At 59.3% G+C, this 25740-nt stretch carries 18 protein-coding genes; 7 read left to right on the forward strand and 11 right to left on the reverse strand.

The features are described 5' to 3' along the window. Both AAHM40_RS10365 and AAHM40_RS10370 read right to left on the reverse strand, forming a co-directional pair. The gene (locus AAHM40_RS10365) at positions 1–426 is read right to left on the reverse strand and encodes a MarR family winged helix-turn-helix transcriptional regulator (protein ID WP_342244552.1); all 426 of its coding nucleotides are present in this window, start codon (positions 424–426) and stop codon (positions 1–3) included. 145 nt (positions 427–571) lie between these two features. Further along, on the reverse strand, positions 572–1396 hold the full coding sequence (locus AAHM40_RS10370; protein WP_342244553.1) for a cache domain-containing protein: 825 nt from the start codon (positions 1394–1396) through the stop codon (positions 572–574). Positions 1397–2328: 932 nt separating this feature from the next. Between AAHM40_RS10370 and AAHM40_RS10375 the strand changes: the two genes are divergently transcribed. The 3 genes from AAHM40_RS10375 to AAHM40_RS10385 all read left to right on the forward strand — a co-directional run bounded on the left by AAHM40_RS10375 (position 2329) and on the right by AAHM40_RS10385 (position 6748). Beyond that, a complete protein-coding gene (locus AAHM40_RS10375) occupies positions 2329–3951 on the forward strand; it encodes a DUF1302 domain-containing protein (RefSeq protein ID WP_342244554.1) in 1623 nt (540 codons plus the stop codon). A gap of 23 nt (positions 3952–3974) precedes the next feature. Beyond that, positions 3975–5339: a DUF1329 domain-containing protein gene (locus tag AAHM40_RS10380; RefSeq protein ID WP_342244555.1), complete on the forward strand. Its 1365-nt coding sequence runs from the start codon at positions 3975–3977 to the stop codon at positions 5337–5339. A 212-nt stretch (positions 5340–5551) separates the two neighbouring features. Continuing rightward, on the forward strand, positions 5552–6748 hold the full coding sequence (locus AAHM40_RS10385; RefSeq protein WP_342244556.1) for an ABC transporter substrate-binding protein: 1197 nt from the start codon (positions 5552–5554) through the stop codon (positions 6746–6748). Between the two features lie 51 nt (positions 6749–6799). Here the strand turns inward: AAHM40_RS10385 and AAHM40_RS10390 are convergent, their stop codons facing one another. The 9 genes from AAHM40_RS10390 to AAHM40_RS10430 all read right to left on the reverse strand — a co-directional run bounded on the left by AAHM40_RS10390 (position 6800) and on the right by AAHM40_RS10430 (position 20944). Continuing rightward, positions 6800–10756, reverse strand: coding sequence for an NACHT domain-containing protein (locus AAHM40_RS10390; RefSeq protein WP_342244557.1), 3957 nt, complete (start codon positions 10754–10756; stop codon positions 6800–6802). A gap of 169 nt (positions 10757–10925) precedes the next feature. Further along, complete coding sequence (locus AAHM40_RS10395) at positions 10926–13463, reverse strand: efflux RND transporter permease subunit (protein WP_446731557.1); 2538 nt, start codon at positions 13461–13463, stop codon at positions 10926–10928. Between the two features lie 50 nt (positions 13464–13513). Beyond that, positions 13514–14590, reverse strand: a complete 1077-nt coding sequence (locus AAHM40_RS10400; protein WP_342244558.1) for a YCF48-related protein — start codon at positions 14588–14590, stop codon at positions 13514–13516. Positions 14591–14761: 171 nt separating this feature from the next. Next, entirely contained in the window at positions 14762–15736 is a 975-nt protein-coding gene (lipA, locus tag AAHM40_RS10405) for a lipoyl synthase (protein ID WP_342244559.1), read from the reverse strand. Between the two features lie 45 nt (positions 15737–15781). Continuing rightward, positions 15782–16567 (reverse strand): enoyl-CoA hydratase/isomerase family protein, encoded by a 786-nt coding sequence (locus tag AAHM40_RS10410; protein ID WP_342244560.1) that lies wholly within the window; start codon positions 16565–16567, stop codon positions 15782–15784. Positions 16568–16583: 16 nt separating this feature from the next. After that, the gene (locus tag AAHM40_RS10415; protein WP_342244561.1) at positions 16584–17297 is read right to left on the reverse strand and encodes a TetR/AcrR family transcriptional regulator; all 714 of its coding nucleotides are present in this window, start codon (positions 17295–17297) and stop codon (positions 16584–16586) included. 59 nt (positions 17298–17356) lie between these two features. Next, positions 17357–18601, reverse strand: coding sequence for an NAD(P)/FAD-dependent oxidoreductase (locus AAHM40_RS10420; RefSeq protein ID WP_342244562.1), 1245 nt, complete (start codon positions 18599–18601; stop codon positions 17357–17359). A 97-nt stretch (positions 18602–18698) separates the two neighbouring features. Continuing rightward, positions 18699–18926 (reverse strand): lipoyl domain-containing protein, encoded by a 228-nt coding sequence (locus AAHM40_RS10425; protein ID WP_342244563.1) that lies wholly within the window; start codon positions 18924–18926, stop codon positions 18699–18701. Further along, positions 18923–20944, reverse strand: a complete 2022-nt coding sequence (locus AAHM40_RS10430; RefSeq protein WP_342244564.1) for an alpha-ketoacid dehydrogenase subunit alpha/beta — start codon at positions 20942–20944, stop codon at positions 18923–18925. Before AAHM40_RS10430 ends, AAHM40_RS10425 begins: the two co-directional genes overlap by 4 nt. A 297-nt stretch (positions 20945–21241) precedes the next feature. On the opposite strand from AAHM40_RS10430, the gene AAHM40_RS10435 reads away from it, so the two are divergent. Genes AAHM40_RS10435 through AAHM40_RS10450 form a run of 4 tightly spaced genes read left to right on the forward strand, consistent with a single transcriptional unit; the run spans position 21242 to position 25736 of the window. Beyond that, positions 21242–22600: an aromatic ring-hydroxylating oxygenase subunit alpha gene (locus AAHM40_RS10435; protein WP_342244565.1), complete on the forward strand. Its 1359-nt coding sequence runs from the start codon at positions 21242–21244 to the stop codon at positions 22598–22600. A gap of 6 nt (positions 22601–22606) precedes the next feature. Further along, a complete protein-coding gene (locus AAHM40_RS10440; RefSeq protein WP_342244566.1) occupies positions 22607–23500 on the forward strand; it encodes an enoyl-CoA hydratase/isomerase family protein in 894 nt (297 codons plus the stop codon). A 14-nt stretch (positions 23501–23514) separates the two neighbouring features. Continuing rightward, entirely contained in the window at positions 23515–24672 is a 1158-nt protein-coding gene (locus AAHM40_RS10445) for an acyl-CoA dehydrogenase family protein (protein ID WP_342244567.1), read from the forward strand. Next, on the forward strand, positions 24669–25736 hold the full coding sequence (locus AAHM40_RS10450; RefSeq protein WP_342244568.1) for an acyl-CoA dehydrogenase family protein: 1068 nt from the start codon (positions 24669–24671) through the stop codon (positions 25734–25736). Before AAHM40_RS10445 ends, AAHM40_RS10450 begins: the two co-directional genes overlap by 4 nt. Positions 25737–25740 lie beyond the last annotated feature (4 nt).

A 25740-nucleotide genomic window follows, 5' to 3' on the forward strand; every position in this document is an offset into this window, starting at 1 on the left:
TCAAGAAGTGAGATTGGTACGCATGTGTTGTAAGGCAGAAGTCAGCGCGCGGGCTTCGTCCTCTGAGAGGTTGCGAAGCGCTTCTTGCCGTGTTTGTTCAGCCACATGAGCGATGGTCGCCAGCTCAGTGTTGGCATTGGGACGCAGATAAAGTTGATGGGCTCGTCTGTCGAATGGATCGCGTCGCCGCTCAACCAGGTCAGATTGCTCCAACTGATCGATGAGCCTGGCCAGCGTGATCGGCTTGATTTCCAGCATGTCCGCGAGCTCGACTTGGCGACAGCCCTGGTGTTTTGCCACATACAGAAGCGCCCGTGCTTGGCTAAGGGTCAGACTTTTGCCTTGCAGATGGCGTTCGAAAGAACGCCGTATCAACTTGGCAACGTCAGCGATCAAGAAGCCCAGGCTGCTTAGATCGGGGTTCATGGCGTGTATTCCTCATAATGAGCACTGCGTACTAATTGCATGTAATTCTGCCCTCCCAGACTCAATCGGCCGTAGGGTTGTGACGATAGTGGCGTGGGACTAGTGAGCCGCGCTTGGGGGGTAGGTGTGTAGTTTCGTTGGTGGATCAGGGATGGCCGCTGTAGTAGCCCACCGCAATGATGTAGTGGCCATTGCGCTTCATTAGCGTGTGCTTCAGTTCTTTGGCGCCGGTCACCGGGTTGCGCCATTCATAGCTGGTTTCACCTTGGTTCCGACCTTTCATTGCGCTCAGGATGCGCGGTCCTATCAGCTCGCCATTGGCACCACGCAGGATGCTGACGTCATCCCCGACGAGTCGATGGTCCATTCCGTGTGCCGCGAAGGTTTGGTTCGTCTCATCGATCACGAACACATAGAGGTCGTCGCGATTGAAGAAGGCGTCCAGTCGATTGATTTTTTCGAGGGTTGCCGGCGTGTCCTGGCTCAGGGCACTGACGGCATCATCAAGGAGTTGCTGAGCTTCCTGGGGCGTAGAGCGGGGCATGTAATAACCCGCAGCGAACACCTTGTCGCCGACACGCTGGAAGTAAACGCGCTTGCGTTCACGTTTGCCGTCCCGCCAGTTCATCCAGTGGTATTCGCGACTCTGTGGGGCATTGTCATCGGCGCTGGACAAGGCTTCGTTGAGCGCAGTCTTCAACTCATCGCCCAGCATCGGTCGGATATCCCGGCCAATATAAATAGCCGATGGGCCGCCACTGGCCAGCATCACGCCCTGGGTGTTGATGACGTACACATAGGTATACGCGGTCGTGTAAATGCCTTGGCGGCTGAACTGGGCCAATACGGCGTCACCCTGTTCCTTGTATGCCGAAACAGCCTTTGCGAGCACCTCGCGCGCCTGGTTTGCCTCCATCTCATACCCATTGGTGGGGGCGATGCCGTTTGCTCCGAGGGTGGGGCCGGACATGAGTAGGAAGCAGGTAAGACCAAGCGCGCAATGTCGATACATAAATGTCCTTTGGGAAAGCGGTGTGGCGCGCGTCAGCGGAAAATCTCACCCAATGAAACGCTCATTGGCGGGCCACAGCTGGGGTCTGTTTGCTGAGCGCAGTAGTGGTGCACTGCGGCGTGCTTGTACGCAGATGGAGCGGGCAGGTCGGAGCAACCAGCCAACTGGAGGAAAAAGCAGGCGAGCAGCAGCATGTGCTTGCGCATGAGGTGGCCCTCTCTTGTTCTTGTCTGGCTTCACCACCGCGAGTAGCGGTACGTTATCAACGATATACGATGTAACGTAGTTATATAGGTAGCTTAGATTTCCTTCTAGCGTTCTGCAAGAGCCGTCTGTCCAGGGTTGGGGAGGAGACCTGTCGCATGCTGGAGTCCCTTAGTGATGAGATGGCGACGACGCAATCTCTAGCCGGCGATATTCGGTTAGCGCTTGAGCTCCGGAAATCGGCGTCGCCCTCCTAGTCGTGGAGGAAGGCGACGCCGAGCAATTGCACCATGCTGGATGGCAAGGTGTTTCATGCTCGCTGCGGGGTGGCATGAGATAGGGCGCCATGCTCCCCGAAAAATGGAGTCGACAGGGGCGGGTACATTTGGAAATTACTACGTTAACGTAGTTATCTACGTTACGATAGAGCTTCTGCATTTTCAAGAGACGGATGCAACGCTCCGAGGAGGTGCTAACGGTGCAGCGATTTGTGGCACCAGAGCCGTGGCGGACGGCATGCGTCTGCCTGTGCGAACGAGCGCGCGTGCTAGGTAGATCGCGGTCGGACGCCGGAAGAGGGGACGAGAAGAAAAGATTTTACAGGCGCGGCTTTCTGATGTAACTATGTTAACGTAGTTACCTAGGTAGCGACGCCCCCCATGCTTGTAGAACAAGAACGAGACGACATGAAAATGACCGCAAGCCAACGCAAGCTCACCACGCAATTTGCAGCCATCTGCGCATCGATGACGGCCCTCAGTCCTGCCTTCGCGATCGAGATCGATACCGGTAGCGAAGATTGGGCTGTCCGTTGGGACAACACCTTCCGCTACAACCTCCAGGCCCGTGTGGAAGGGCGTGACCACAAGATCGCAGGGAACCCTGCCTTCGATGATGGCGACTACAAATTCGACCGGGGTGACATCACCTCGAATCGCCTGGATATCCTGAGCGAACTGGAAGTGGGCTGGCGCAACACCCACGGCTTCCGTGTTTCCGCGTCGGGCTGGGCCGACCAGGCCTACAGCGACACCGATGTGGAGCAGAACCCGGCACTCAGGGGGCTGCCGTCCTCTTACTTCGACAACAAGTACTCAACGACCACCAAACGCTACTATCGCGGGCCGTCCGGCGAGATCCTCGATGCATTCGTGTACGGCAACTTCGACCTGGGCACCATGCCGTTGTCCGTAAAGGCCGGCCAACACGTGGTGTTCTGGGGCAACTCGGTGTTCACGCAGTCGGGTATCGCGTACAGCCAATCTCCTGTCGACGGCCGTAAGGGCGCTGCGACTCCGGGCACCGAAGTCCGCGAGTTGTTCCTGCCGCTGAATCAGATCTCGGCCACGCTTCAGGTCACCGACAGTCTCTCCCTGGCTGCGCAGTACTTCTTCGACTACGAACATGTGCGTTCGCCCGAGGGCGGTACTTTCCTCGGTCCGTCGGACTTCACGCTGGATGGCCCGGATCGCACCGGTGCCGGCTTGCCGTTCATCCGTGGCGATGCTGTAGAGCCGGATGACAAGAGCGGCAACTGGGGTATCAACGCCAAGTACAATTTCGTGGATTGGAACGCTACTACAGTTGGTCTCTACTACCGTGAGTTCGATGAAAAGAATGGCCTGTGGCTGTTGCGTAATCCGCAGAACCCTCTGGAGTACCGCGCTGTCTTCCCCGAGAAGACCAAGATCTACGGCCTCAGCGTAGATGCCACTGTCGGCAAGTTCGCAGTGGGCGGCGAGATCGCGTATCGCAAGAACGCCGGCCTCAACACCGTGGGCTTCGCTCAGTCGGAAGAGGGCGCGCGTGGTGACACCTACCACGTGATCCTCAACACCATCTACGGTTTGACTCAGAACTCAATCTGGGATTCCGGTACCCTGACGGCAGAATTGACATATGACCACCTGATCGATGTCACCAAGAACGAGCGCCTGTTCAACGGCGAGGACACCGCAAACTGCCCTCGTGGCAAATGGGCGGGCTGCGCCACGGACGATGCTCTCGGTCTAGGTGTTCGCTTCGCACCGCAATGGTCGCAAGTCTTCCCAGGCGTGGACCTTACCGTGCCGGTTACCTACCAGGCCGGCCTGAAGGGTAATACCGCCGACTTCGGTGGTACGAACCAGGGCGCTGCAACCTACTCGATTGGCGCTGAGTTCAATATCCGTAACCAGTGGACGGTGGGCCTGACCTATGCGGACTCGACTGCCCACATCATGCGCAATGGCGCATCCTATGTCGGTAATGGACCCTGGCAGACCACTGACCGCGGGCGTATTGGTCTGACGGTCAAGACCAGCTTCTAACAATAACTAGAGGTAGCGTTCCCATGAAAACCAAAGCTGCACTTTCCGCTGCAATTCTGTCTGCCCTGGCCATTGGTTCGAGCTACGCGGCTGTCAGTTCGGAAGAAGCTGCCAAGCTCGGCACTTCTCTGACCGCCTGGGGCTCCGAGAAGCAGGGCAACGCCGATGGCAGTATCCCTGAATACACCGGCGGCATGACCAAGCCGCCCGCCAACTATGTGGCCGGATCCGGGAAATGGGTCGACCCCTTTGCCGATGAGAAGCCGCTCTTCACAATCGACTCCAAGAACATCTCCCAATATGCGGACAAGGTTACCCCCGGTGTTCAGGAGCTGATCAAGCGTTGGCCTGACAGCTACCGGGTCAACGTATATACGACCCATCGCACGTATCCGCAGATGTCGGCTGAGCGAGCTGCTGCAACACTCAAGAACGCAACCAATCCGGAATGCAAGACCGTGTCCAACGGTGTCGGTCTCAGCGGTTGCGTGGGTGGTATACCTTTCCCTATCCCGAAAGATGGCTATGAAGTGATGTGGAACCATCTGCTTCGGGAACGTATGCCCGGTGGTTTCGAGGGGCGCGGCACCAACCTGGTGGTGGACGCCGCCGGTAACCTGGCCAACCCGCAGCATTTCAGTCTGTACAGCGACTATCCGTACTGGTCGGGTGGTGGTGACTACTACTTCCACAGCATGACCAACACCCTGGCTCCGGCTCGGGATTCGGGCAACAAGATTCTGCTGTGGTATCCGCTGCGCTACGACGAGAAGGATCAACGCAGCTGGAGCTATTCCACCGGCCAGCGGCGCGTGCGTCTGGCTCCGGAGTTTTCCTACGACACCCCGATTACTCCGCTGGGCGGCGTGCTCTACTTCGATGAAGCAAACATGTTTGCTGGTCGGATGGACCGGTTCGATTTCAAACTGGTCGGGAAGAAGGAGATGTATGTCCCGTACAACGCCTACGCAGCCGTGACTGCTCCGATCGACACCATGATTGGCAAGAAGCATGTCAATCCGGACGTGGTGCGCTGGGAGCTTCGTCGCGTATGGGTGGTTGAGGCCACGCTGAAGAGCGGCATGCGCCATGCCGCGTCCAAGCGCAACTACTACGTCGAGGAAGACAGCTGGTCCATCGTCGCCAGCGAAGGTTTCGACCAGGCCGGCAAAGTCTTCCGGGTGCTGCTCGCGAACACCGGCGCCAACTACGTTTCCGGTATGGGCGGTGTCGACTTCGTTTCGTCGCTCGCCGGCTACGACCTCGCGCGTGGTGGTTACACCGTAGTGGCGAGCCAGGGTGACCCGAAGGCCTACTACAAGCCTATCGACAAGCTCCCGGCGAACGTCTTCACGCCGGAGGCCATGGCGGGTCGGGGCGTGCGTTAAACCCACTGGTTCAGTCGTGTCGGACGACTGAACCAGGTAGAGATTCATCGATTGCTCCCTTTTTGCTACTACCGCTTCGCACCGGCCTTCTGGCCGGTGTTTTTTTATGTGCGCCTTTCCGGGCCACGTCCTGGATCCTTCTGCTTGCGATTGGCTAAGCGGTGGTAGGCGCTGCAGTCCAAAAAGGGAACGACACACCTAAGGAGCTCAACATGAATACGCGCTTGATTGCAGCACTCTTCATTTTCCTGGTGCAAGGTGGCCAGGCTGCCGAGCCGATGGCGATTGGACTTTCCTACCCGAAGACTGGCGTCCACAAGTGGGAGGGGCTCTCACAGGTGAGAGGCGCAATAATGGCAGTGGAAGAAATAAACGCTGCCGGCGGAGTTTTAGGACGTCCGATTGAGCTGCTCACGCGCGACAGTGCCGGTAGGGCGGACAAGGCCGTCAGCAATGTAGATGCATTTGCCGACGGTGGCGCGGTGATGGTCATGGGAAGCGCGACCAGTGAGGAGGCCACTGCGGCAGGCAGGAGAGCCAAGGATCGTGGACTGCCGTATTTTGTGCCGCTCGCCTATGCCAACGCAGTCACCTCACGCGACGGGCATGACTACCTATTCCGCGAGGGGCCAAGCGCAGCGATGGCGAACAATGTGCTGATGGAATACCTCAGTACTCAGATGCCCAACAAACGCTTCTTCATAATCACTGGCGACGATGTGATCCCCAGTGGCGGGGTGGATTCGCTGGTCGCCGCCTCTCAATCCGGGGATGTGTCAGACCCGAAGCACTACCGGGCGGCGTTGAAGGCGGCAGCCGAAAGCGATGCCCAGGTACTGGTGTTGATGCTGTATGGCGAAAACGTCACCGATGCAATGCGCATCGTGGATCGCCTACAGCTCAAGAAACGAATGATGATTGTAGTGCCCAGCCTGAGTCATGAGGCTGTTCTGCAGGCTGGTCCGAGCCTGATGGAGGATGTAATCGGAAGCGACTCCTGGACGTGGCGAACTCCCCAACGAGAAAACAACAAGCGTGGTCAAGCGTTCGTGGACGCCTTTGTCAGACAGTACGGTGAATACCCATCCAGCGCGGTTGCCTCAGCCTATGGAATCGTTCGGGAGTGGGCCGATGCAGTGTCCAGGGCCAACTCCACCAGTGCACCCTCGGTGATAAAGGCTCTGGAAGGGCATCGCTACCAGTTGCTCAAGGACCAGCAGGTCTGGCGAGCATTGGACCATCAGAATGTGCAGTCTATGTACGTCGTGAAGGTCAGGAAGCGTGCCGACGTGATGCGAGACGAGTTGAAGCAGGACTACTTCGAGGAGTTGTATTGGATGGAGGGTGAAGTGGCGGCACCCACCGAGGAAGTAGTGCGTTTGGAGCGCAGTGCGCTCGGAAAACGCTAACCAATCTGCAAGGCCGCAGCCTGCCGGTGGCGGGGCGGCCTTGAAACGTTGTCATGGCCGGCTCAAGTCGAGCACCACGATGGCTACTCGTCCCTCCTGTGCCGCGTAACTGAAACTTACAAGCCTCTGCTGCAGATCCTCAGGCGAAGACGGTGGGGTGCCCCAGTTGCGGGATGTCACAAGGCGCTTGCTGGCGGGAACATTTTCGCCGAACCAGAGAACCAGATAGATGCCATGGCCGCCGGCGCGCCAGTCTGGCGTGTAGAGGCGATCAAGCTGACGATCCGCGCCGTCCCAAAGCTGCCGATGCCATTGGCCCTTGACCTCGATAGGCAAGCGCAGTGCTCCGGCTGAACAAGCGATATCAACCTCCTTGTCGCCGGCGACATGTGTTTCCGGTTCGTAGGATACGCCGGTGGTGCCTTGACGCAGCAGGCCAAGTAGGTGGTCGCGACAACGTTCTTCTGGATGCGGTTGGCTTGCATCGTCGTAGAAACCTCGCCAGGACTCGGCGTCGTCGCTAAGAACTTTGGCTTGGACAGAGCTCAGTTCTTCCAGCAGCCAGGTCTGGAGATCTTGGGGAATGATTGGAGGACGATCATGTGTGAAGGCAACTATGGCCGCCATCGTTGGAGGCAGGTAGTCGGCCTCAACGCGCGAGCGGGCATGTTCCGCACTTACCGCACGGAGGGTATCGGTGTAACCGTCGAATGGAGCATCACGCAAGCGTGCCAGCGCTTTGGTTGCTTCCGAGCTGGAGTCATTGCCGAGACGCCTTATAAGCGCTCGCAGAAACTCGCTTGCATCCCACGGATTGATGTCGCCACACCATCCCCTCATCGGAGAGGCCGTATGGACCCAGAGCTTGCGGAATGTGGAAATCAGCCACTCCAATTGTTCGGACGAAAATGATGTAGAAGGTTTTCCTGGCATATGGTGCCGCTCGGCACCTCGATCACGGATGGCCCAAAGAAGCTCCGGTGGTATCTCGGATGCAGAAAACGCTGCAGCGGTGCGCTCGAAATCAACGATGAATCCAACAGCTGCCCAGTTTCTTTTTTGGCTTTCGCGCACGCAGTTGCGCTCGTTACAAAGGCGTCGAAGTTCGGCATTCTTCCCCGCGGCAAGCAGCTTGTCGATCAGCAAACATTCAACCTGGTCAGGTAGGGCGGTAAAGCGCCGTAGCCAGTCGATTACTAGTTCGATAACCAGATGCTCTTGGGAGTTGTCTTGTACTAGTTCATGGAGACCGCTCACGTGGTCACGAGCTGCCTGCAATTGTGGCTCGATCAATTTGCGCATAGCTGCTGACCAGCAACCGCGCGCCCGCAGTGCGGCCTCCAATAGCGGCTCTAGCTCCACAATGCCTGCATGTTGATCTATCTTGGTGGACTTCACGACGAACAAGCCTGCCATTACGCGCTCATCACTCAGGTCGTCGAGACCTACTCCGTTGCGCACGCGTTCGGCCAATGCTGCTACAACAATGTAAGCGGCCTTGTATTCCATGCCCTCGGCATGGCTCTGGGCAATATCGTCTGCAGTAGGAATGGCTGGGACCCGCTTCAAGTAGGCTTCAAATCCAGCATGTGCAGCTTCCGCCAGTTCGGCTCCCAACCACTGAGCCACGCGCTCATGCGCGGGGACACCATCACCAATATCGCGAAAGAACTTCAGGTAGGCTTGGGCAGGGCCGAGAATCGCCCCGTATTCACCGTGACGCACCTGGTCTCTTTTCTCGGTAAATAGCTTCCTATTTTCTGCGTTTCGCTTTTCTCGCTCTTCCTGTTCTATTTGCCTTCTTTCGTCCTGCTCTATCTTCCATGAGAGAGGAGGTGGTGAGGTCATCCTACTGATCCATTCAAGCGAGGCGGCCCGACCTCTCGCGAACGGCAGCGCGGCATTGCGGACCTCCGCTCCACGTTCTTCGTCGTGAGAGACCAGTTGAACTATTTCCTTCCAGGTTTCGTCCTGCTGACTGCTTGTTGGGTTGAGCGCTGCGAGCAAGACGATCGCATCAGCTTCTGTACAGTAGAAACCAGTGGATGTCCGATGGAGCTTCCAGTACTTCTGCCACGCCGAGCGCTCCTCGCTAGCGTCCAGCATCACCATGCGCTGAATGGCTTGGCGGATCTGGTCGTGACGTTGCAAGTAGTTGTGGAGTTGTTGCCGTGGCTCCTTGTCGAAGCCTTTCCCGCAATCCAGAGGCCGCAACCATCTCCATAAGGATTCCGGCTCAACAGGCGTAATTTCAAGACGACGCGCTATCAATCGATAGGTGAAATCTGTCAGCTCGGCCTCTCCGTCATATTCCATATCCTCCGGCCAAACCGCATCGGTGGTAAGGCAGGTAGCAAAGTGGTCGAGGAATGCATCTAATCGATGGGCTGGAAACCCCTTCTCCACGCTGTAGAAAGGGTGAGCTGTTCCCTGTTTTTTGACCGCGTACTTCAGTATCAATGTGGCGATCAGTTCATCGTTGAACGGCGCATAACCCACGAGACCGATCAGCTCCAGAGCTAGCCTAATCGTGAGTTCATCGTCACAGTCGCGTAACCGTCCCACCATCCGTGCCCAAGCCTCGTCTGAAATATGACCAAGCAGTGCCTCTATGGCCGCACGACGCAAGGCAAAAATGTCGCCTGGATCCTCAACCAAGAATTGCAACTCTGGCTGCAGCATTGGAGCCGTTGGTGTATTTGGCATCGACTCTAGAACCAGCAGTCGAAGTCCAAAGGGGGCCTCTTTCGAAGTAATCAGATTCCTCAAATCATCGACAAGGTGCGCCTGCGCAAGACCTCGGACGACGTAGGTCCTCCAGGGCCTGAATTCCGGATTGCTGACGGCCAGTCGCTTCAGGCTATTCAGCAACAGTCGGGCTTGAGCTGGCGCGAGGTTATCGGGATCTCCGTATTCGATTAACCCCATGGGATCAGCGGAAATTACGTCTTGCGCCAAGGCGGGATCATCAGCCAGCCAAGCGTGCAACCCACGCAGGCTTGCCGGGACGAGCCCGTGGCTTTGGAATATCGCCAGCATGCGGCGTCGCTTGCGAGGCGTATCAGCTTGCTGAGCCAGATAGCGGGCGCCTAGATATTCGGCTATACGGCGGTGCCAATAGCCAAATCGGTCAGGTCCTACAGTACGGAAGAGTCGAGATCCGAGCACTGATGCAACATGCTCACCGCCAGCTAGTAGGCCGATTTCAGGCAGCGGTAATTCATCGTCATTTCTGATGAGCGCAGGGCGTCGTGTGATCACTTCGCTGCCGCTGAGCAGAAGAGCCGCAAAGGCCGCTCCCGCGCTATTCAGAGCGGTTTCTTCAGGTAAATGAGGAGCAAGTTTGCCGACGTTGTGCTCGTGCGCCATCTGTCTGACGGCAAGCTCGAACAGTTCGCTTCGAGTTTGTGGCAGCTCTCCTCCCGTGATGGCAGGGATGATCAGCTCGAGCGTTTGTGGATTGCCAAGCATTCCTCCTAAGCCCAGCTCATCGAAATGCGCAACGATGCGCGAACTTTGTTCAGGCCCAAGCATCTGCTCCAGAAATGCAGAGACTTCATCGCCGCTAAATGGATTCAGAGTCAGTTCAAGCGGAGTTTTTTCGTACTGTTCGCGAATCGCTTCAGTACCCGTTGCGCTGCGCCAGTCCACGGACCTGCAGGCCAGTACAAACCGAGGGTAATCAAGCTCACCGAGCTGTCGGAGCACCTGATTGACCGCATCGCCATCCCTGACAGCGCTAACCTCGTCAAGCGCGTCAATGACCAAGACTTTAGCTTCGCCGAGTAGTGAGCGTGGATTGGGACGATTGATTAGCTTTCTGGCGGTGCAGAAAGCGTAATCAGGCTTTGTCGCGAGCCAGGTGAGCAAGCGAGACTTGCCGATGCCGGCTTCACCCAGGATCACAAGGGGGGGCGTGAGCTGAAGCAGGGCATCCTGCTGCAGTTCGACCGTTTCGCCTCGGTCCACATACCAAAGGGTGCGAGGCAGGAAAGCTTTCGGCGTCAAGGCTGGTATCAACTAGTCATATGGCTTCGGCCTCAAGATAGTAGAAAGTGGCCCAAAGAAACTAGAGATCGCCGGCATTCATAGGTATACGGGGTAGGCATCTGAGTGCTGGAAACAAAAAGGGCGGGACAGCATCGCTGCACCCGCCCTGGTTCTATCAGCTGATCCCTCAACTAGGCTCTGGTCGGGCCACGCAGTGCTGCTGATTGCCGGGTTTTACGGAGTGGAGTTCCACGGTTGGGTGAGGCGAAACCTGGTCGAGATCAACGTCCTGGATCTGCGCCTTTCGATCATTCAGCAGGAAGTTCGATAGCGCCGGAATAAGGACCAGGGCGCCAATCATGTTCCAGAGGAACATGAAGGTCAGCAGGATACCCATGTCCGCTTGGAACTTGATCGGCGACCAGGCCCAGGTCACAACGCCGGCAGCCATGGTGATCCCGATCAGGGCAACGACTTTACCGGTGAACCCAAGGGCCAGTTCATAGGACTCCGCCAGCGTAGCACCGAGGCGCTGAGCGCGGATCTGAACGCTCAGCAGGTAGAGGGCATAGTCCACACCCACTCCGACGCCCAGGGCGATAACGGGGAGGGTGGCCACCTTGATGCCGATGCCCAGGAACACCATCAATGCTTCGCAAAGGAAGGACGTGATTAGCAGGGGAACCATGGCCACTACTACCGCGCGCCAGCTTCTGAATGTGATGAAGCAAAGGAGAATCACCGCGGCATAGAGCAGGGCCAGGATCCGATAGTTGGCTTCTTTGACGACGATGTTGGTGGCTGCCTCGATGCCTGCCGATCCCGCCGCCAGGAGGAACTGCGTGTCGGTGCCGCTATGCTCCGCAGCGAAGCGCTCGACTGTTTTGGCTACCGCGGTCAGCGTATCGGCCTTGTGGTCCTTGAGGTAGGCAATCATCGGGGTGACCGTACCATTGCCATTGATGGTTCCGGGGCTATCAACGATAGCTTGAGCGACCGCCTGGCCGACGGCGCTGGCATTGCGCGGAATGGTCCGCCATTTGGGGTTCCCCTCGAACTGGCCATAGGCAGTCTGCCGAATACTATCTGGCAGCGAGCTGGTTGCCAGCACTTCGGGTTGCTGCTTCAGGAGCCAGGCCAGACGGTCCTGTTCGACCAGGGAATCGAAGCTGGATACCCCGTCCGGCGTATTGGACTTCACGATTACGGCAAACTGGTCGCCGGAGAGTCCGAAGTGCTCGTTGATGTAGGCGCTGTCCTGGTTGTAGCGGGAGTCCGCTCGCAGTTCGGGGGCGCCTTTGTCCAGGTCACCCATCTTGAGATACTTCAGGCTGATCGTGACCGCAGCAGCGCCCACGGCCAGAGACACCACTACCAGGGGCAGGGCGATCCGCCTTTCGGTGCAACGTACCAGCAGCGACCACAGGTTCAGGCGTTTCTCGTGGGCCTTCTCTGCCGCCTGGATACTCCGCAGGGCAGCTTTCTCACTGACACCGATGTAGGACAGCGCAACGGGTATGAAGAACAGCTTGGTGAAGATCAGGATTAGCACGCCGAGGCTGGTGGTGAGGGCGAGTGTCTGGATCACCGGAATATCGATGATCATGAGAACGGCGAAACCCACCACGTTCGTGAGTAAGGCAGTCAGACCCGCCATGAAAAGTCGGCGGAAGGTATACCGGGCAGCGACATACTTGTGGGTTCCACGACCGATGTCCTGCATGACTCCGTTCATTTTCTGCGCGCCATGGGAGATACCGATGGCGAAGATCAGGAACGGCACGAGGATGGAGTAGGGGTTCAGGTCGTAGCCGAGCAATTGCATCAGGCCGAGCAGCCAGATCACCCCGCACAGTGCGGTCAGGACCAGGAGAAGGGTGCTGCGCAGGTCACGGGTGTAGAGAAATATGATCGCTGTAGCGATGAGCGCGGAAAGACCGAAGAACAGCAAGACTTGAGTGAGGCCATCGATCAGGTCGCCGGTCAGCTTGGCAAAACCGATGATGTGGATTTTGTAGACGCCCTTGAGTTGGGCGTTTTCCGAGCCGGCCACGGGATTTTCGATGGGCCCGCGGATCTCTCGTTCCAGGGCGTCGGACAGCGTCTTGTAATCGAGGTCTTCACCGGTCTCCGCCACCTTGTCCAGCAGCGGGACCATGATCATGCTCGATTTGTAGTCCGTGCCGATCAGGTTGCCGCGAAGGTTTGCGCGAATTGCGTTCAGCTTGAACTTCTTGATGGAGTCAGCGCTGCCATCGTAGTCGAAGGGCATCACCGGGCCGCCCTTGTAGCCTTCCTCGGTGATCTCCGTCCAGCGCACGATGGGGGTCCAGACCGAGCGCATCAAGGCGCGATCCACGCCCGGGGTCAGGAAGATCTTGTCATTGACGCGCTTGACGACCTCCAGGTACTCGGGGTCAAAGATGTCTCCGCTTCTGGTTTCCACGACGACCCGAATCGAGTTGCCAAGACCTTTGAGCGAGTCCTTGTTTTCGAAGTAGTTCTGGATGAAGGGGTGCTTCTGCGGAACCATCTCATCGAAGCTGGCATTGATCGTCAGCTGCGTGGCGCGGTAACCGAAGAAAATCGTGATCATCGCGCAGAAAAGCAGAACCCAGATTCGGTTGTTGAAAACCATGCGCTCCAAACGGTCACCCGAGTTCCTGTCGAAGTCCTTCGGGTCGCGAATTACCGGTAACGCGTTTTTATGAGCGTCAATGGCCACGGGAATACCTCATTCTTGTAATTGGAATTGCGTCGGTGGTTCTTGGTGGGTCAGGGGGTGCGGCTGAGCGTCTCCTGATTCGCGCCCGCCATTCCCACGATCACGACCCTGTCCGTCTGCACCTGAGTAATACCTGTGAACATCGCTGGTCGTTCGACACTCAGCACCTGGATGGGGGACATCGGTTCTTTGGCACTGAGCAACTGCCCACCCTGACTAACCAGAAGGATTTGCCCGTTGTCGAGAATGGTGCCGCCAGTCAGCGCGGTATCGACGCCTGATTCGACTGCGGCCCAGGTTGCGCCGTTGTCTTCGCTACGGTAGAGGGTTCCCTTCAGGCCGTAGGCGAACACGGCATCGTTCTTTGCCAGCACGCCAAAGAAACTGCCGTTGTAGCCGGTTGAAAGTGCACTGAATCGTTCGCTGTCTTTGGATTTCGCGAAGACTGTCCCACGCTCGGATGCAATGTAGAAATTGCCACCATCGCGAGTGATCGCGTTGAGGTGGAGGGACTCCGGATTGTCGACGAGCTCCATCTGCGGGACCCAGGTCTTGCCGCCATCACTGGTGTGCATGATCTGGTTGAAGGTCCCCACCACATAGCCGTGCATGTCGTCTTCGAATGAGACGTCCATCCAAGGCTGCTCAGGGCCACCTTCGGTGTTGAGCTTCACATCCTCGATGTACTTCTGCGCCGACTCATCGCCGTTCTGAAGGCGGTTTTCGTAGTAAGCGAGCATTAGCGGTCCGGCGTCCCGTCCATCCAGTTGCTTGGTCCAGGTTTCGCCGCCGTCTACGGTGTTCAGGATTACGCCGCCGTGCCCGACTGCCCAACCTTTCTGGGCGCTCGGAAAACTCACTGCGGTAAGGTCGATATCCACCGGCGTGCTGGCTTGCTTCCAGGAAATGCCCTTGTCGTCCGAGAAGAGAATGTGGCCGCGCCAGCCAACAGCAACCAGTCGCTCTCCAGCTTGTGTTATGTCCTGGAGTTGGGTGCTGGCAGCCATGGGGGACATGGCTGCAGGGCTGTCTAGCGGGTCCCGGTAATCAGCTGCAGCTGCGCTGAGGGGCACGCTCACCAGCAAAGCGGCAAGGAGAACAGGTCGAGTTACCAAGGCTGAGATCATGGCGATTCTTCTTGTTTTAACATGGATAACTAAGTTACATACTTTACCAAAAACGCCCCGATGTAAATGCTTCCGATCGGAAGAATCGCCAAAATAGAGGGCGCTCTTAGCCGCGAGGCAGACTGCGCGGAGCTTGTTCTGCCGCTGATAGCTCCGAGATGGACCGAACAGTCAGCGGACCGACTGTCCATGGGCCTGCTGATCGGCGTGGTAAGAGGAACGCACCAGGGGGCCGGCAGCGACGTTCGAAAAGCCCATCGCGGCGCCCTGATCGGCGAACCAGGCGAAGGTGTCGGGGTGGACGAAGCGCTGCACCGGCAGGTGGCTGCGCGAGGGCTGTAAGTACTGGCCGAGGGTCAGCATGTCGATGTTGTGCTCGCGCATGCGTTGCATCACTTCGACCACTTCGTCGTCCGTCTCACCCAGGCCCAGCATCAGGCCGGACTTGGTCGGCACGTGCGGCACACGCTGCTTGAAGTTCTCCAGCAGGTCCAGAGACCACTCGAAGTCCGAACCCGGACGTGCAGCCTTGTACAGTCGCGGCACGGTTTCCAGGTTGTGGTTGAACACATCCGGCGGCTCCTGCTCAGTGATGGCGAGCGCTACCTCCATGCGGCCGCGATAGTCCGGCACCAGGGTTTCCAGCTGGACGCCGGGCGACAGCTTGCGAATCTCGCGCAGGCAGTCCACGAAGTGCTGGGCGCCGCCGTCGCGCAGATCGTCGCGGTCCACCGAAGTGATCACCACGTACTTCAGGCGCAGGTCGGCGATGGCGATAGCCAGGTTCTTGGGTTCCTCCGGATCCAGCGGCTTCGGGCGGCCGTGGCCGACGTCGCAGAAGGGGCAACGACGGGTGCAGATGTCGCCCATTATCATGAAGGTGGCGGTACCGCCGGAGAAGCATTCGCCCAGGTTCGGGCAGGAGGCTTCCTCGCAGACGCTGTGCAGCTTGTGCTTGCGCAGCAATTGCTTGATCCGCTCCACTTCAGGAGAGGCCGAAATGCGCACGCGGATCCAATCCGGCTTCTTCGGCAGCTCTTCGGTTGGGAGAATCTTCACAGGAATGCGGGCCACCTTTTCGGCGCCGCGCAGTTTCACGCCGGTTTCCACCTTGGTCGGCTTGCCGGTGACTTCGGATGTATTCATCTGCATGCCTTTCAGCTACTTCGAGTGAGTGTCGTGAGCGCCGTGCTATCGGCCACTGAACGACGGCTTTTGCTTGTTCAGGAAAGCGTTGATGCCCGCCGTGAAGTCGCTGGATTGAGCGCAGGCACAAAAGCTGTCGCGCTCGGCATCCAGATGTTGTTTGAGGTTTTGCTGGAGGGAATCCCGAACCAGGCGCTTGGTCTGTCCAAGGGCGAAGGTAGGAGCCTTGGCAAGCTTCTGAACCATGGATTCACACGCCTTGCTGAGCTGTTCAACGGGGTGCACTTGATTGATCAAGCGCAGCTGAAGAGCCTCGGCAGCGTCGAAGGGCTCGCTGAGCAACAGCAGTTCGAGGCTCTTGTTCAGGCCAATCAACCTAGGCAGGTGCCAGGATGCCGATGCGTCCGGGCTGGTTCCGATCCCGGTGTAAGCCAGGTTGAAACGTGTGCCCTCGGCAGCGAGGACGAAGTCGCAGGCCAGGGCAAGGCTTACGCCTGCACCGGCGACCACGCCGTGTACAGCGGCGATGACGGGCACGGGAAGCTGGGTCATGAGCTCGATGGCTTCGTGGAGGGGATCGATCAGACGGCGGGCTTTCTCGGGGGTGGCACCGTCCAGGTAGCTCAAATCTCCGCCTGCGCAGAAGGCCCGACCAAGGCCGTTGATCACGACGACTCGTACACCTTCAGTGCCTTCGATTTCCAACATGGCCTGCAGAAAGCCTTGGGCGAGCTCGACGGTCAGAGCATTGAGCGTGTCGGGCCGATTCAGGCTGACTCGGGCAATGGCTCCGTCGATTTCCAGTAAAACGCTGCGGATTTCTGCTCCCATGGATTGTTCTTCCTGTTCAAGTAGCGGGATTCAAGGAGGTCGACGCGAGTGGCAGTACCACGGCTTTCCTGTCGGGGCGTGGAGCCGGGCTGATCTCTGCCTTGGACTGCAGTGCGCCGTAGAGCGCGCCCAAGGCCATATCGATCAGCAGCGTGCTGCGACTAGGGCCGGACGCGGTGCTCTGTTCCAGCCACGCCGGTAGATTGTTGAGTATGGCGATCAGCACGGGCGGGACGGCGGCTTGCAGAGCCACACTTTCTGCGCTCAGCAGATGTCCCAGCAGGGTCGAGAGGTGCTCTTCGTACTGGCGGCGAAGCAGGAGGATTTCGCACTGGTGCTCTTCGCTGAGGCTGCGGAACTCGTGCTCGGCGAGCCGGAAGTGCTGGCTCCTGTCTTCATGCAGTTCGAGATGGGCTTGCATGAGTTGGACCATGGCTGTTTCCGGGTTATCGCCGTTGATTCGAAACGGCACCACCAAGTCCAGCAGATCCAGATAGATCGACTCGATCAGCTCGAAGAGCAGTTGCTCCTTGCCCTCGACGTGGTTGTAAATGGAACCGGGACTGATTCCCAGGCTTGTAGCCAGGTCGCGCATGCTGACATTGGCGAACCCGTGGCTGGCGAATAGTTCGAGGGCGATGCTGCGGGTCAGGTTGTAACGTGAGTCGCGCTTTTGGGGCGCTGATTCTGCGGCAACCTCAGTGCTCAATGGGGCCAATGCGTGAGGCATGCTTCTCTCCTGACAGCAACTGCGTCGTACATGAAACTGGAACGACCCGCCGAGGCGGGTCAGGCTTTCGCCTCGGCAATGAGGGTCTTGAAGGGAACCGACTCGTCGGCCAGCGCGGCCGGATTCAAGCGCGCGCGTTCAGCGACCAGTTTCTTGGACAGCATGAATTCCTGCGGCTTGTTGACCGCGTCGACCGAAAGCAGGTGCCCATCCTTGAAGTAGAAGACCGCGAAGGAACGGGTGGCCGGATTGTCCAGGTCACCGCGCACGACGAACTCGTCGAAGCCGGCGGAGATGCCTACCATCTGAAGCTTCAGGTCGTATTGGTCGGACCAGAACCAGGGCACCGAGCGGTATGGCGTCTTGTTGCCGAGAAGGGTGTTGGCCGCGACCTTGCCTTGCTCCATCGCGTTGGGTACGGATTCGAGGCGAACGCGGCGGCCCAGGTATTCGCTTGGATGGTTGGTGCAGTCGCCGGCGGCAACGATGTCAGGGTCGGAGGTGCAGGCGTACTCGTCTACGATCACGCCGTTGTCCACCACGAGCCCGGCGGATTCCGCAAGCTCGGTGTTGGCGATGAGACCGATGCCGACCACCACCAGGTCCGCTTCGATTCGGCTGCCGTCAGTCAGGTGCACATGGGTGATCTGTTCGTCGCCTTCGAGGGCCGCCACCTGGGCGCCGGTTCGCAGGTCTACGCCGGCATCACGGTGAACGCGCTCGAAGAACGCCGACACTTCAGGAATGGTTACCCGGGCCAGCACGCGCGGGAGGCCTTCGAGAACCGTCACCTGCAGGCCGAGCTTCAGCGCAACCGCGGCGGTTTCCAGACCGATGAAGCCGCCGCCGATGATAACCATGCGTGCACCTGGGTTGGCGCGTTCGCGGATTCGTTCGATGTCGTCGATGGTGCGCAGCAGGAACACGTTGGGGCGGTCAGCGCCTTGCAGAGGCAGCGGACGCGCTCTGCCGCCGGTGGCGATAACCAGCTTGTGATAGGGGAGGGTCCGGCCATCCTCAAGGCTGACGCGCTTGTGCTCGCGGTCGATTCCGGTGGCGCGGACGCCGCCGATGAACTCGATTTCCGCTTTCTCGAGGCTGGCGGCAGGCACCACATAGAGCTCTTCGGCACTGACGGTTCCGGCGAAGTAAGCCTTGGACAGAGGAGGGCGTCGATAAGGTACGTGGGGCTCGTCGCCGATCATGGTCACGCGGCCGGTATAGCCGAGTTTGCGTAGTTCGCTCGCCACCTCGCCGCCGGCCTGTCCGGCGCCGAGAATGACGATACCTGCTTCTTCGCTCATGTTGCCTCCAGTCAATTCCTGACTGCCTACGGAGTTCTTGTTCTATGGGCCGCTCCCGGCTTGTGCAAAGCCGGGTGGCGGCTGATGGACAGCGTTATCAGTCGATACGGCCGACCAGATGGCCGATGGGGAAGATCTCACCTGCCGAAACCAGAATGGTCAGGGTACCGCTGGCCGGGGACTCCACATCCAGAACGGATTTGTCGCTTTCGATCGAGTAGATGACCTCACCTTCGGCGACGACTGCACCGTTCTCGGCGATCCACTCGACCAGTTGCACTTCGGATACGGCATCGCCAGCGGCGGGGATTCTGAGTTCAGTCATTTCATGATTTCCTGAGTGGCTTTTACGATGGCGTCAGCGCCTTTGTAGTGGAGTCCAAGCAGGCCTACATGCTTCGGAACCGGAGCGTATGCGCCGGCGATCCGTTGCACCGGAGCCTTGAGCTTCCCGAAAAGCTCCTGGTGGAGCAGGGCGGAGATCTCGGCGGCCGGCCCCATAAAGTCGGTGGCGCGATGCGCGATGACGGCACGACCGGTCTTGGCAACCGACTCGAGAATGGTTTGTCCATCCAGCGGCACGAGACTGCGCAGGTCGATGACCTCGGCGTTGATGCCTTGGCTGGCCAGCGCGTCGGCGGCCTTGAGGGCGTCACCCACGGCCGGGCCGTAGGAGATGATCGAGACGTCGCTACCTACCCGGCGAACGGCCGCCAGGCCAAGGGGAATGCGATATTCGCCTTCGGGCATTTCCGAGGTGCCGAACAGGTTCAGCATGGAATGGATCAGTACCACCGGGTCCGGATCGAAGATCGCCGACAGGAGCAGGCCCTTGGCGTCGGTCGGGTTGTTCGGGTAGCAAACCTTGAGGCCGGGCGTATGCATCAGCCAGGCTTCAGTAGATTGCGAGTGCTGGGCGCCGTTACCTGCGCCAACCAGGGTCATCATCGTCATCGGCACGGACATCTGTCCGCCCGTCATGTAACGAGCCTTGGCGGCATGGTTGACCATCTGGTCCATGGCAACCGGCAGGAAGTCCATCATCAGCAGTTCGCCAACAGGCTTCATACCGGCGAGGCCGGCACCGACGCAGGCGCCGAAAATGCCTTGCTCAGCAATCGGAGTAGAACGGACTCGATCACCGAAACGAGTCGACAGGCCGCGACTGATGCCGACGACGCCGCTGGCAGGATCCGCGATGTCCTCGCCCAGCATGATCACCTGCTTGTCCTGCTCCATGGCGATCGCGAGTGCTTCATTGAAGGCGTCGCGCATGGTGGCCTTGCGCATCGGGCCAGTGGGTACGGGGGCCGCGTGCGGGCGAACACGGCTGATGGGTTGGAAGGTCGGGTCCTGGTAGACGTCGCTGACCACATCAGCTTCGCCGAACGGGGCAACCGGGGTTTCCAGGACGGTTGAAATATCCCGCGCGACTTCTTCAGCCACGCCTGCTTCCAGGGCTTGTACTTCGGCCTCGCTGGCATGGCCCTCGGCAATCAACTGGGCGCGCAGCGCCAGGATCGGATCGCGGGCCTTCTCGGCCGCCAGCTCTTCCTGGTTCATGTAGGCGCCGGCGTCGGCGAAGTAGTGGCCGCTCAGGCGGTAGGTGACGGATTCAACAAAGGTCGGGCCGTTGCCACTGCGAGCCCGTTCGATCGCGTCGTTGAATACGTTCGCCAGGGCTTGCGGATCGCGACCGCTTACGGTCACTCCCGGCATACGGTAGCCGTTCGCCCGCTCCGCCAGCTTCTCAAGCACCGAATACTCGGACAGCGGAGTGGACTCGGCCCACCCGTTGTTATGGCAGACGAAGATGATCGGCAGCTTCCAGAGGGAGGCGAACAGCATCGCTTCGTGAACTGCACCAATGCTAGTGGCGCCGTCGCCAAAGCTGACGGTGACCACTTTTCCGGTCTTCTGCAGCTGGGAGGCCAGGGCGAGACCGACGCCGACCGGCGCACTGGAACCCACGATGCCGGTGGTCATCATCAAACCGAGATCCTCGCGGGCCACGCCCATGCCACCACCCTTGCCGCCGCAGACCCCGGCGGAGTGGCCAATGCATTCGGCAAGCAGCTCGCGCAGCGGCAGGCCGCGCGCGAGGGTATCCGCCAGGCCCCGATAGATAGTGACCATCTGGTCTTCGCTACCCAGGCACTGCGCCAGAACCGAAGGTGCCAGTTCCTGGCCGGTTACCGGATAGAAGCTGAAGGAGATCTTGCCTGCGCGCAGCTGTTTGGCGATGGCCTGTTCGGCGGCACGAATCAGAGCGACACGTCGGTAGACAGCCTTCATCTCGGCTGCCGCGAGAGGGGATTTTTCTTTATTGATTGGCGTCGACACGCGTTCTTCTCCTGTCGGTGGCGGCTCGTTTTGGTTCGTTTCTCGAGTGCCTGCACTAGGGCAGGTCCGAACCCTCTGGCGAGTAAAATACCCTCACCGATTTAACTTGTATACCTAATTTATCTATCTTGGATTCCGGGCGTGCTTCGCTTCGCCTGCACTTTTCCATTGGGTGTCAGAGGCGAGGATCAAATGGCTTGTGCTGACTAACCTAGTTAACTATATTGGCGATGTGCGTCACTGAGGCGTTCAGATCGCGATCGACCCTGGTGAGCGATGCGAAAATCAGGAGGGGAAATGTCCAGCAAAGAACAAGCAAAAGAACCCACGCTCGGCATGCGCATGGCGGAAGATTCGGGGCGCCCAGTTGATGGAGCGTTCGCCACCCGCTCCATATTTGACATGGGCACCGATGACCTGCCGGTGGAGCGCTATACCTCGCGCCAATTCCATGAGCGCGAGATGCAGGGGCTTTGGTCCCGGGTCTGGCAGATGGCCTGCCATGAAGGCGACATCCCGGAAGTGGGTGACTACATCACCTACGAGATCGGCAATCGCTCGTTCATCGTGGTTCGCACCGCTGCCGACGAGATCAAGTCCTATCCCAATGCCTGCCTGCACCGCGCCATGCGCCTGGTCAAAGGGCAAGGCAAGGCGGGGGCCTTCACCTGTCCGTTCCATGGCTGGTCCTGGGAGTTGGACGGCTGTAATCGTCGGATCACCGAGGACTGGGACTTTCCGCAGACCTGCGAACGCAACATGAACCTGCCGGAAGCCAAGGTCGGAACCTGGGGTGGCTTCGTCTTCATCAACCCGGATGCGGAGAACGCGGAGCCGTTCGAAGACTGGATCGGCGTGCTGCCGGATCACTTCAGCAGGCTGCCGCTGGAAGACTTCCGGGTGGCGGTGCACGTGGCGCGCGTCGTGCCCGGCAACTGGAAAGTGGCAATGGAGGCCTTCATCGAGTCCTACCACGTGATGCCGACCCATCCCCAGTCGGTGCCGGTTTCCGAATACGCCGAGACCCAATACGACATCTTCGACCGCAACGTCAGTCGCCTGGCGACCGTTTCGGTTGCGCAAGCTTCGGGCATCACCAGGAAGATGTCGCAGCAGGAGTTCGCCGACTACGCAGCCAAGGGCACTGGTCGGGAGCCGATCCAGGTACCAGAGGGAATGACCTATCGCAGCGCGCTGGCCGACCAGCGCCGCCAAGCCGCCGCGGCGGCTATGGGCAAGTCTCTGGACCACCTGAACGATGTCGAGTTGCTCGACGCTATTGAGTACTTCCTCTTCCCGAACTTCATGCCGTGGTACGGCATGGGCCTGCCGATCGTCTATCGCTTCCGGCCCAATCGCGACCGCCACGACAGCTGCATCATGGAAGTCTACGTGATGACTCCGCGCTCCTTGTCGGAGCCTATGCCGAAGACACCGGAAGTGATGTGGCTGCCAGAAGACAAACCCTTCGTTGATTGCCCGGCCCTGGGGCGTCTGGCACCGATCTTCGACCAGGACTACGAGAACATCGAAGGGGTCTGGGTCGGACTGCAGTCGACCGTGAAGAAAGGCCTGGTGCTGGCCAAGTACCAGGAAGCCCGCATACGCCATTACCACCGTCGCATCGACGACTTCATCAATGCTCAAGAGAAGTAGAACGCCATGAACACCATGACAGATAACACCGAGGAAGATCTCTCCCAGAGCATCCTGTATGAGGTCATCGATGGTCACATCGCCCGTATCACGCTGAACCGACCACACCGCAAGAACGCCATCCTGACGCCGGACATGAACGACATGCTTTCGGAGGCCTTTACCAGGGCTCAGGACGATGACGAAATCAAGGTCATCATCCTCGCGGGTAACGGCAGCGATTTCTGCTCGGGCGAAGACACCAAGAAGATGCCGGTGGAAGCCTTCGGCCTGAAGAAGGGTGGGCGCCTGGGTCAGTCCAAACGCATGCGCGGAATTCGCAAGCTGCTCGACAGCACCCTGACCGGCACCGTCTGGGGCGACAAGGTGGTGATTCTGGCCGCCCAGGGTGCCGTGCTTGGCCAGGGTTTCTCCTTTGCCATGACCGCTGACATCCTGATCCTCTCCGAAGACGCCTATGTGGCGCGTCGCCAGAGTCGCATCGGATTTGCCGGATTCGAGACCCAATTGCCGATGACCATGCTCCGCCTCGGTCTGAACCGCGGCATGGAAATCCTTCTGACCGGCCGCAAGATGAGTGCACAGGAACTGAAGGAATGGGGCGTGGCCAACTCGGTGGTGCCCCGCGAGAAGCTCGAGGATGAAGCCCTCCGCTACGCCCGCGCCGTGGCTGCTCACAGTACCGACAACCTGATGCTCGGCAAGCGCGCCCTGCAGCAGTACTTCCATGGCCTGGGTGTTGGCGCCTTCCTCAATTTCGCGACCGTGGGTCACCCGCTGTTCTCCAACGTGGTGTGGCGCGAGGACGAGATCAACTTCCTTAAAGAACGCGACCGAGTGGGTGGACGCCAGGCGATGCAGAACCTCAACAAGGTCTGGGATGACCTGGGCTTCGACTGAGGCGGATCGACACCATGGAACTGAACTACGGACCAGAACACGACGAGTACCGCGAGCAGGTTCGCGACTTCCTCCGCAGTGAGTGGAAGGAGGGCGCCAATGTCGCCGAGTTTCGTCAGAAGGCCATCGATGCAGGGTACCTGTACCGGGGCATTCCCAAGCGTTTCGGCGGCTCAGAGCAGCCCTCGGATGTGATTCGCGCACGGATCATCGCCGAGGAATTCGCGACGGCCAAGGCGCCTGGCGAGATCAAGGGCAACGGTGTGCAGATGCTGGTGCCCACCCTGCTGGAGCGCGGCGCCGAATGGCAGAAGGAGCGCTTCATCGCCAAGACCCTGACCGGTGAATACCGTTGGGCGCAGGGCTTCAGCGAGCCGGGCTCTGGTAGCGACCTGGCCAGCCTTCGCACTCGTGGCGAGCTGCGGGATGGACAGTGGGTGATCAACGGGCAGAAGGTCTGGACGTCCTATGCCAAGGACTGCCAGTACATGTTCGCGTTGATTCGCACCGAACCGGAGGCGAGCAAGCACAAGGGAATTTCCTATCTGCTGCTCGACCTCGACCAGCCGGGTATCGACATCCGGCCGATGAAACAGATCAACGGGGGCAACGACTTCAACGAAGTCTTCTTCACCGATGCCGTGACCCCGGAGGACTGGATCGTCGGCGAGCGCGGCGAAGGCTGGAGCGTTTCCAAATCCCTGCTCAAGCACGAGCGCAACATGCTTGGTGGGATCGATCGCTCCGAGTCGCTGTTCGACAGTCTGCTTGGCCTGGCGAAGCGGACGGTGAAGAGCGGTGCACCGGCAATCAAGGACCCCTGGGTCCGTGATCGTCTCGCCGCCCTCAAGGCTGAGCTGGAGGTACAGCGTTGCTCCAGTTACATCCAGATGAGTCGTGAGCTGGCCGGGGAGGGCGGTGGCCTTCTGCAGATGATGAACAAGCTTGCCCAGTCCAACTACGCCGCGGCTGTAGCCGAGGTGGCGAATGCCATTATCGAGGACGAGGGACTGATTTCCCCCATCGACAACCGCCGTCCGGGCAACGAACGCTGGGTGAATCAGTACATGAACTCCCTGGCGGCGGCGATTGCCGGCGGCACTTCGAATATCCAGCGCAACATCATCGCCGAGCGTGGCCTCGGCTTGCCGCGGGAGAGCAGTCAAGAATGAGGTTCGATCTAGACGAACAGCAGCGGGCCTTCCAGGACGCGGTAGTGGACTATCTGCGTGCCGAGTGCCCGATGAACCGGGCTTTGGAGCCGCACGAGAGTGGCAAGGCTGATTTCGCGCTCTGGCGCGGTCTGATGGACTTGGGCATCGGTGGAATGGTGGTGCCGGAAGAGTACGGCGGTCTCGGATTGGGCTTGCTGGATCTGGCCGTAGTGGCCGAGCCGGTCGGTCGCTACGCGATGCCTGGCCCGTTCTTCGAACACGCCCTCGCAACCCTGGCAATCACCATCGCGGGTACCGATGAGCAGAAGGCCAGATGGCTGCCTGCGCTGGTCACTGGCGAGCTGCGCGCCACGGTGGCTTTTGCTGAAGCGAAGGGAGAATGGACCGCCGATTCATGGAGCCTCGATGGCGACGGTGAACTGTCCGGACGCAAGCAGTACGTGCTGCATGCCGAAGGTGCCGACCTGATCCTGGTCGGCCTGAAGGGCGGAGCCCTGGGGGTCGTGGAGGGGGATGCTGCCGGTATCGAACTCATCCCTGTCCCCTCCACCGACGCCGGACGCACCTTGGCGCACGTGACATTCAGTCAGGTGAAGTTCGAGCGCCTGGCACTGGCCGCCGGCGAGAGCGTAGTAGATGCCGGCCTGATTCTGCTGGCTGCCGATGCCTTCGGTGGTGCTTCCCATTCCGTGCACCTGGCCGTGGAGTATTCCAAGGAGCGCGAGCAGTTTGGTCAGGCAATCGGCGCCTTCCAGGCGGTCAAGCATCAATTGGCTGACATGGCCCTGATGGTGGAGCCCTGCATTGGTCTCTACTGGTACGCCGCCCATATGTTCGACACCGCACCCGTTTCAGCTCATGAAGCGGCGGCGCTGGCGAAGGCCCATCTCACCGAGGTGTACCCGAAGATCACCCGCCGCATGATCGAGGCCCATGGTGGCATTGGTTACACCTGGGAGTACGGCGCGCACGTCTGGCTCAAGCGCGCCCTGTTCGATCAGGCCTATCTGGGCATGCCCCAGTCACATCGTGCGCGTATCGCCACCATGTCCGGTTGGTAAAAGG

The sequence above is a fragment of the Pseudomonas sp. OTU5201 genome, from assembly GCF_038440135.1.
GTDB classification, from domain to species: domain Bacteria; phylum Pseudomonadota; class Gammaproteobacteria; order Pseudomonadales; family Pseudomonadaceae; genus Metapseudomonas; species Metapseudomonas resinovorans.

Bases quoted from the DNA above. Each gene is read 5' to 3' on its own strand.
- AAHM40_RS10365 (WP_342244552.1), bottom strand. From the start codon at position 426: ATGAACCCCGATCTAAGCAGCCTGGGCTTCTTGATCGCTGACGTTGCC.
- AAHM40_RS10400 (WP_342244558.1), bottom strand. From the start codon at position 14,590: ATGATCTCAGCCTTGGTAACTCGACCTGTTCTCCTTGCCGCTTTGCTG.
- AAHM40_RS10435 (WP_342244565.1), top strand. From the start codon at position 21,242: ATGTCCAGCAAAGAACAAGCAAAAGAACCCACGCTCGGCATGCGCATG.
- AAHM40_RS10440 (WP_342244566.1), top strand. From the start codon at position 22,607: ATGAACACCATGACAGATAACACCGAGGAAGATCTCTCCCAGAGCATC.
- AAHM40_RS10375 (WP_342244554.1), top strand. From the start codon at position 2,329: ATGAAAATGACCGCAAGCCAACGCAAGCTCACCACGCAATTTGCAGCC.
- AAHM40_RS10420 (WP_342244562.1), bottom strand. From the start codon at position 18,601: ATGAGCGAAGAAGCAGGTATCGTCATTCTCGGCGCCGGACAGGCCGGC.
- lipA (WP_342244559.1), bottom strand. From the start codon at position 15,736: ATGAATACATCCGAAGTCACCGGCAAGCCGACCAAGGTGGAAACCGGC.
- AAHM40_RS10385 (WP_342244556.1), top strand. From the start codon at position 5,552: ATGAATACGCGCTTGATTGCAGCACTCTTCATTTTCCTGGTGCAAGGT.
- AAHM40_RS10415 (WP_342244561.1), bottom strand. From the start codon at position 17,297: ATGCCTCACGCATTGGCCCCATTGAGCACTGAGGTTGCCGCAGAATCA.
- AAHM40_RS10450 (WP_342244568.1), top strand. From the start codon at position 24,669: ATGAGGTTCGATCTAGACGAACAGCAGCGGGCCTTCCAGGACGCGGTA.
- AAHM40_RS10445 (WP_342244567.1), top strand. From the start codon at position 23,515: ATGGAACTGAACTACGGACCAGAACACGACGAGTACCGCGAGCAGGTT.
- AAHM40_RS10380 (WP_342244555.1), top strand. From the start codon at position 3,975: ATGAAAACCAAAGCTGCACTTTCCGCTGCAATTCTGTCTGCCCTGGCC.
- AAHM40_RS10370 (WP_342244553.1), bottom strand. From the start codon at position 1,396: ATGTCCGGCCCCACCCTCGGAGCAAACGGCATCGCCCCCACCAATGGG.
- AAHM40_RS10425 (WP_342244563.1), bottom strand. From the start codon at position 18,926: ATGACTGAACTCAGAATCCCCGCCGCTGGCGATGCCGTATCCGAAGTG.
- AAHM40_RS10410 (WP_342244560.1), bottom strand. From the start codon at position 16,567: ATGGGAGCAGAAATCCGCAGCGTTTTACTGGAAATCGACGGAGCCATT.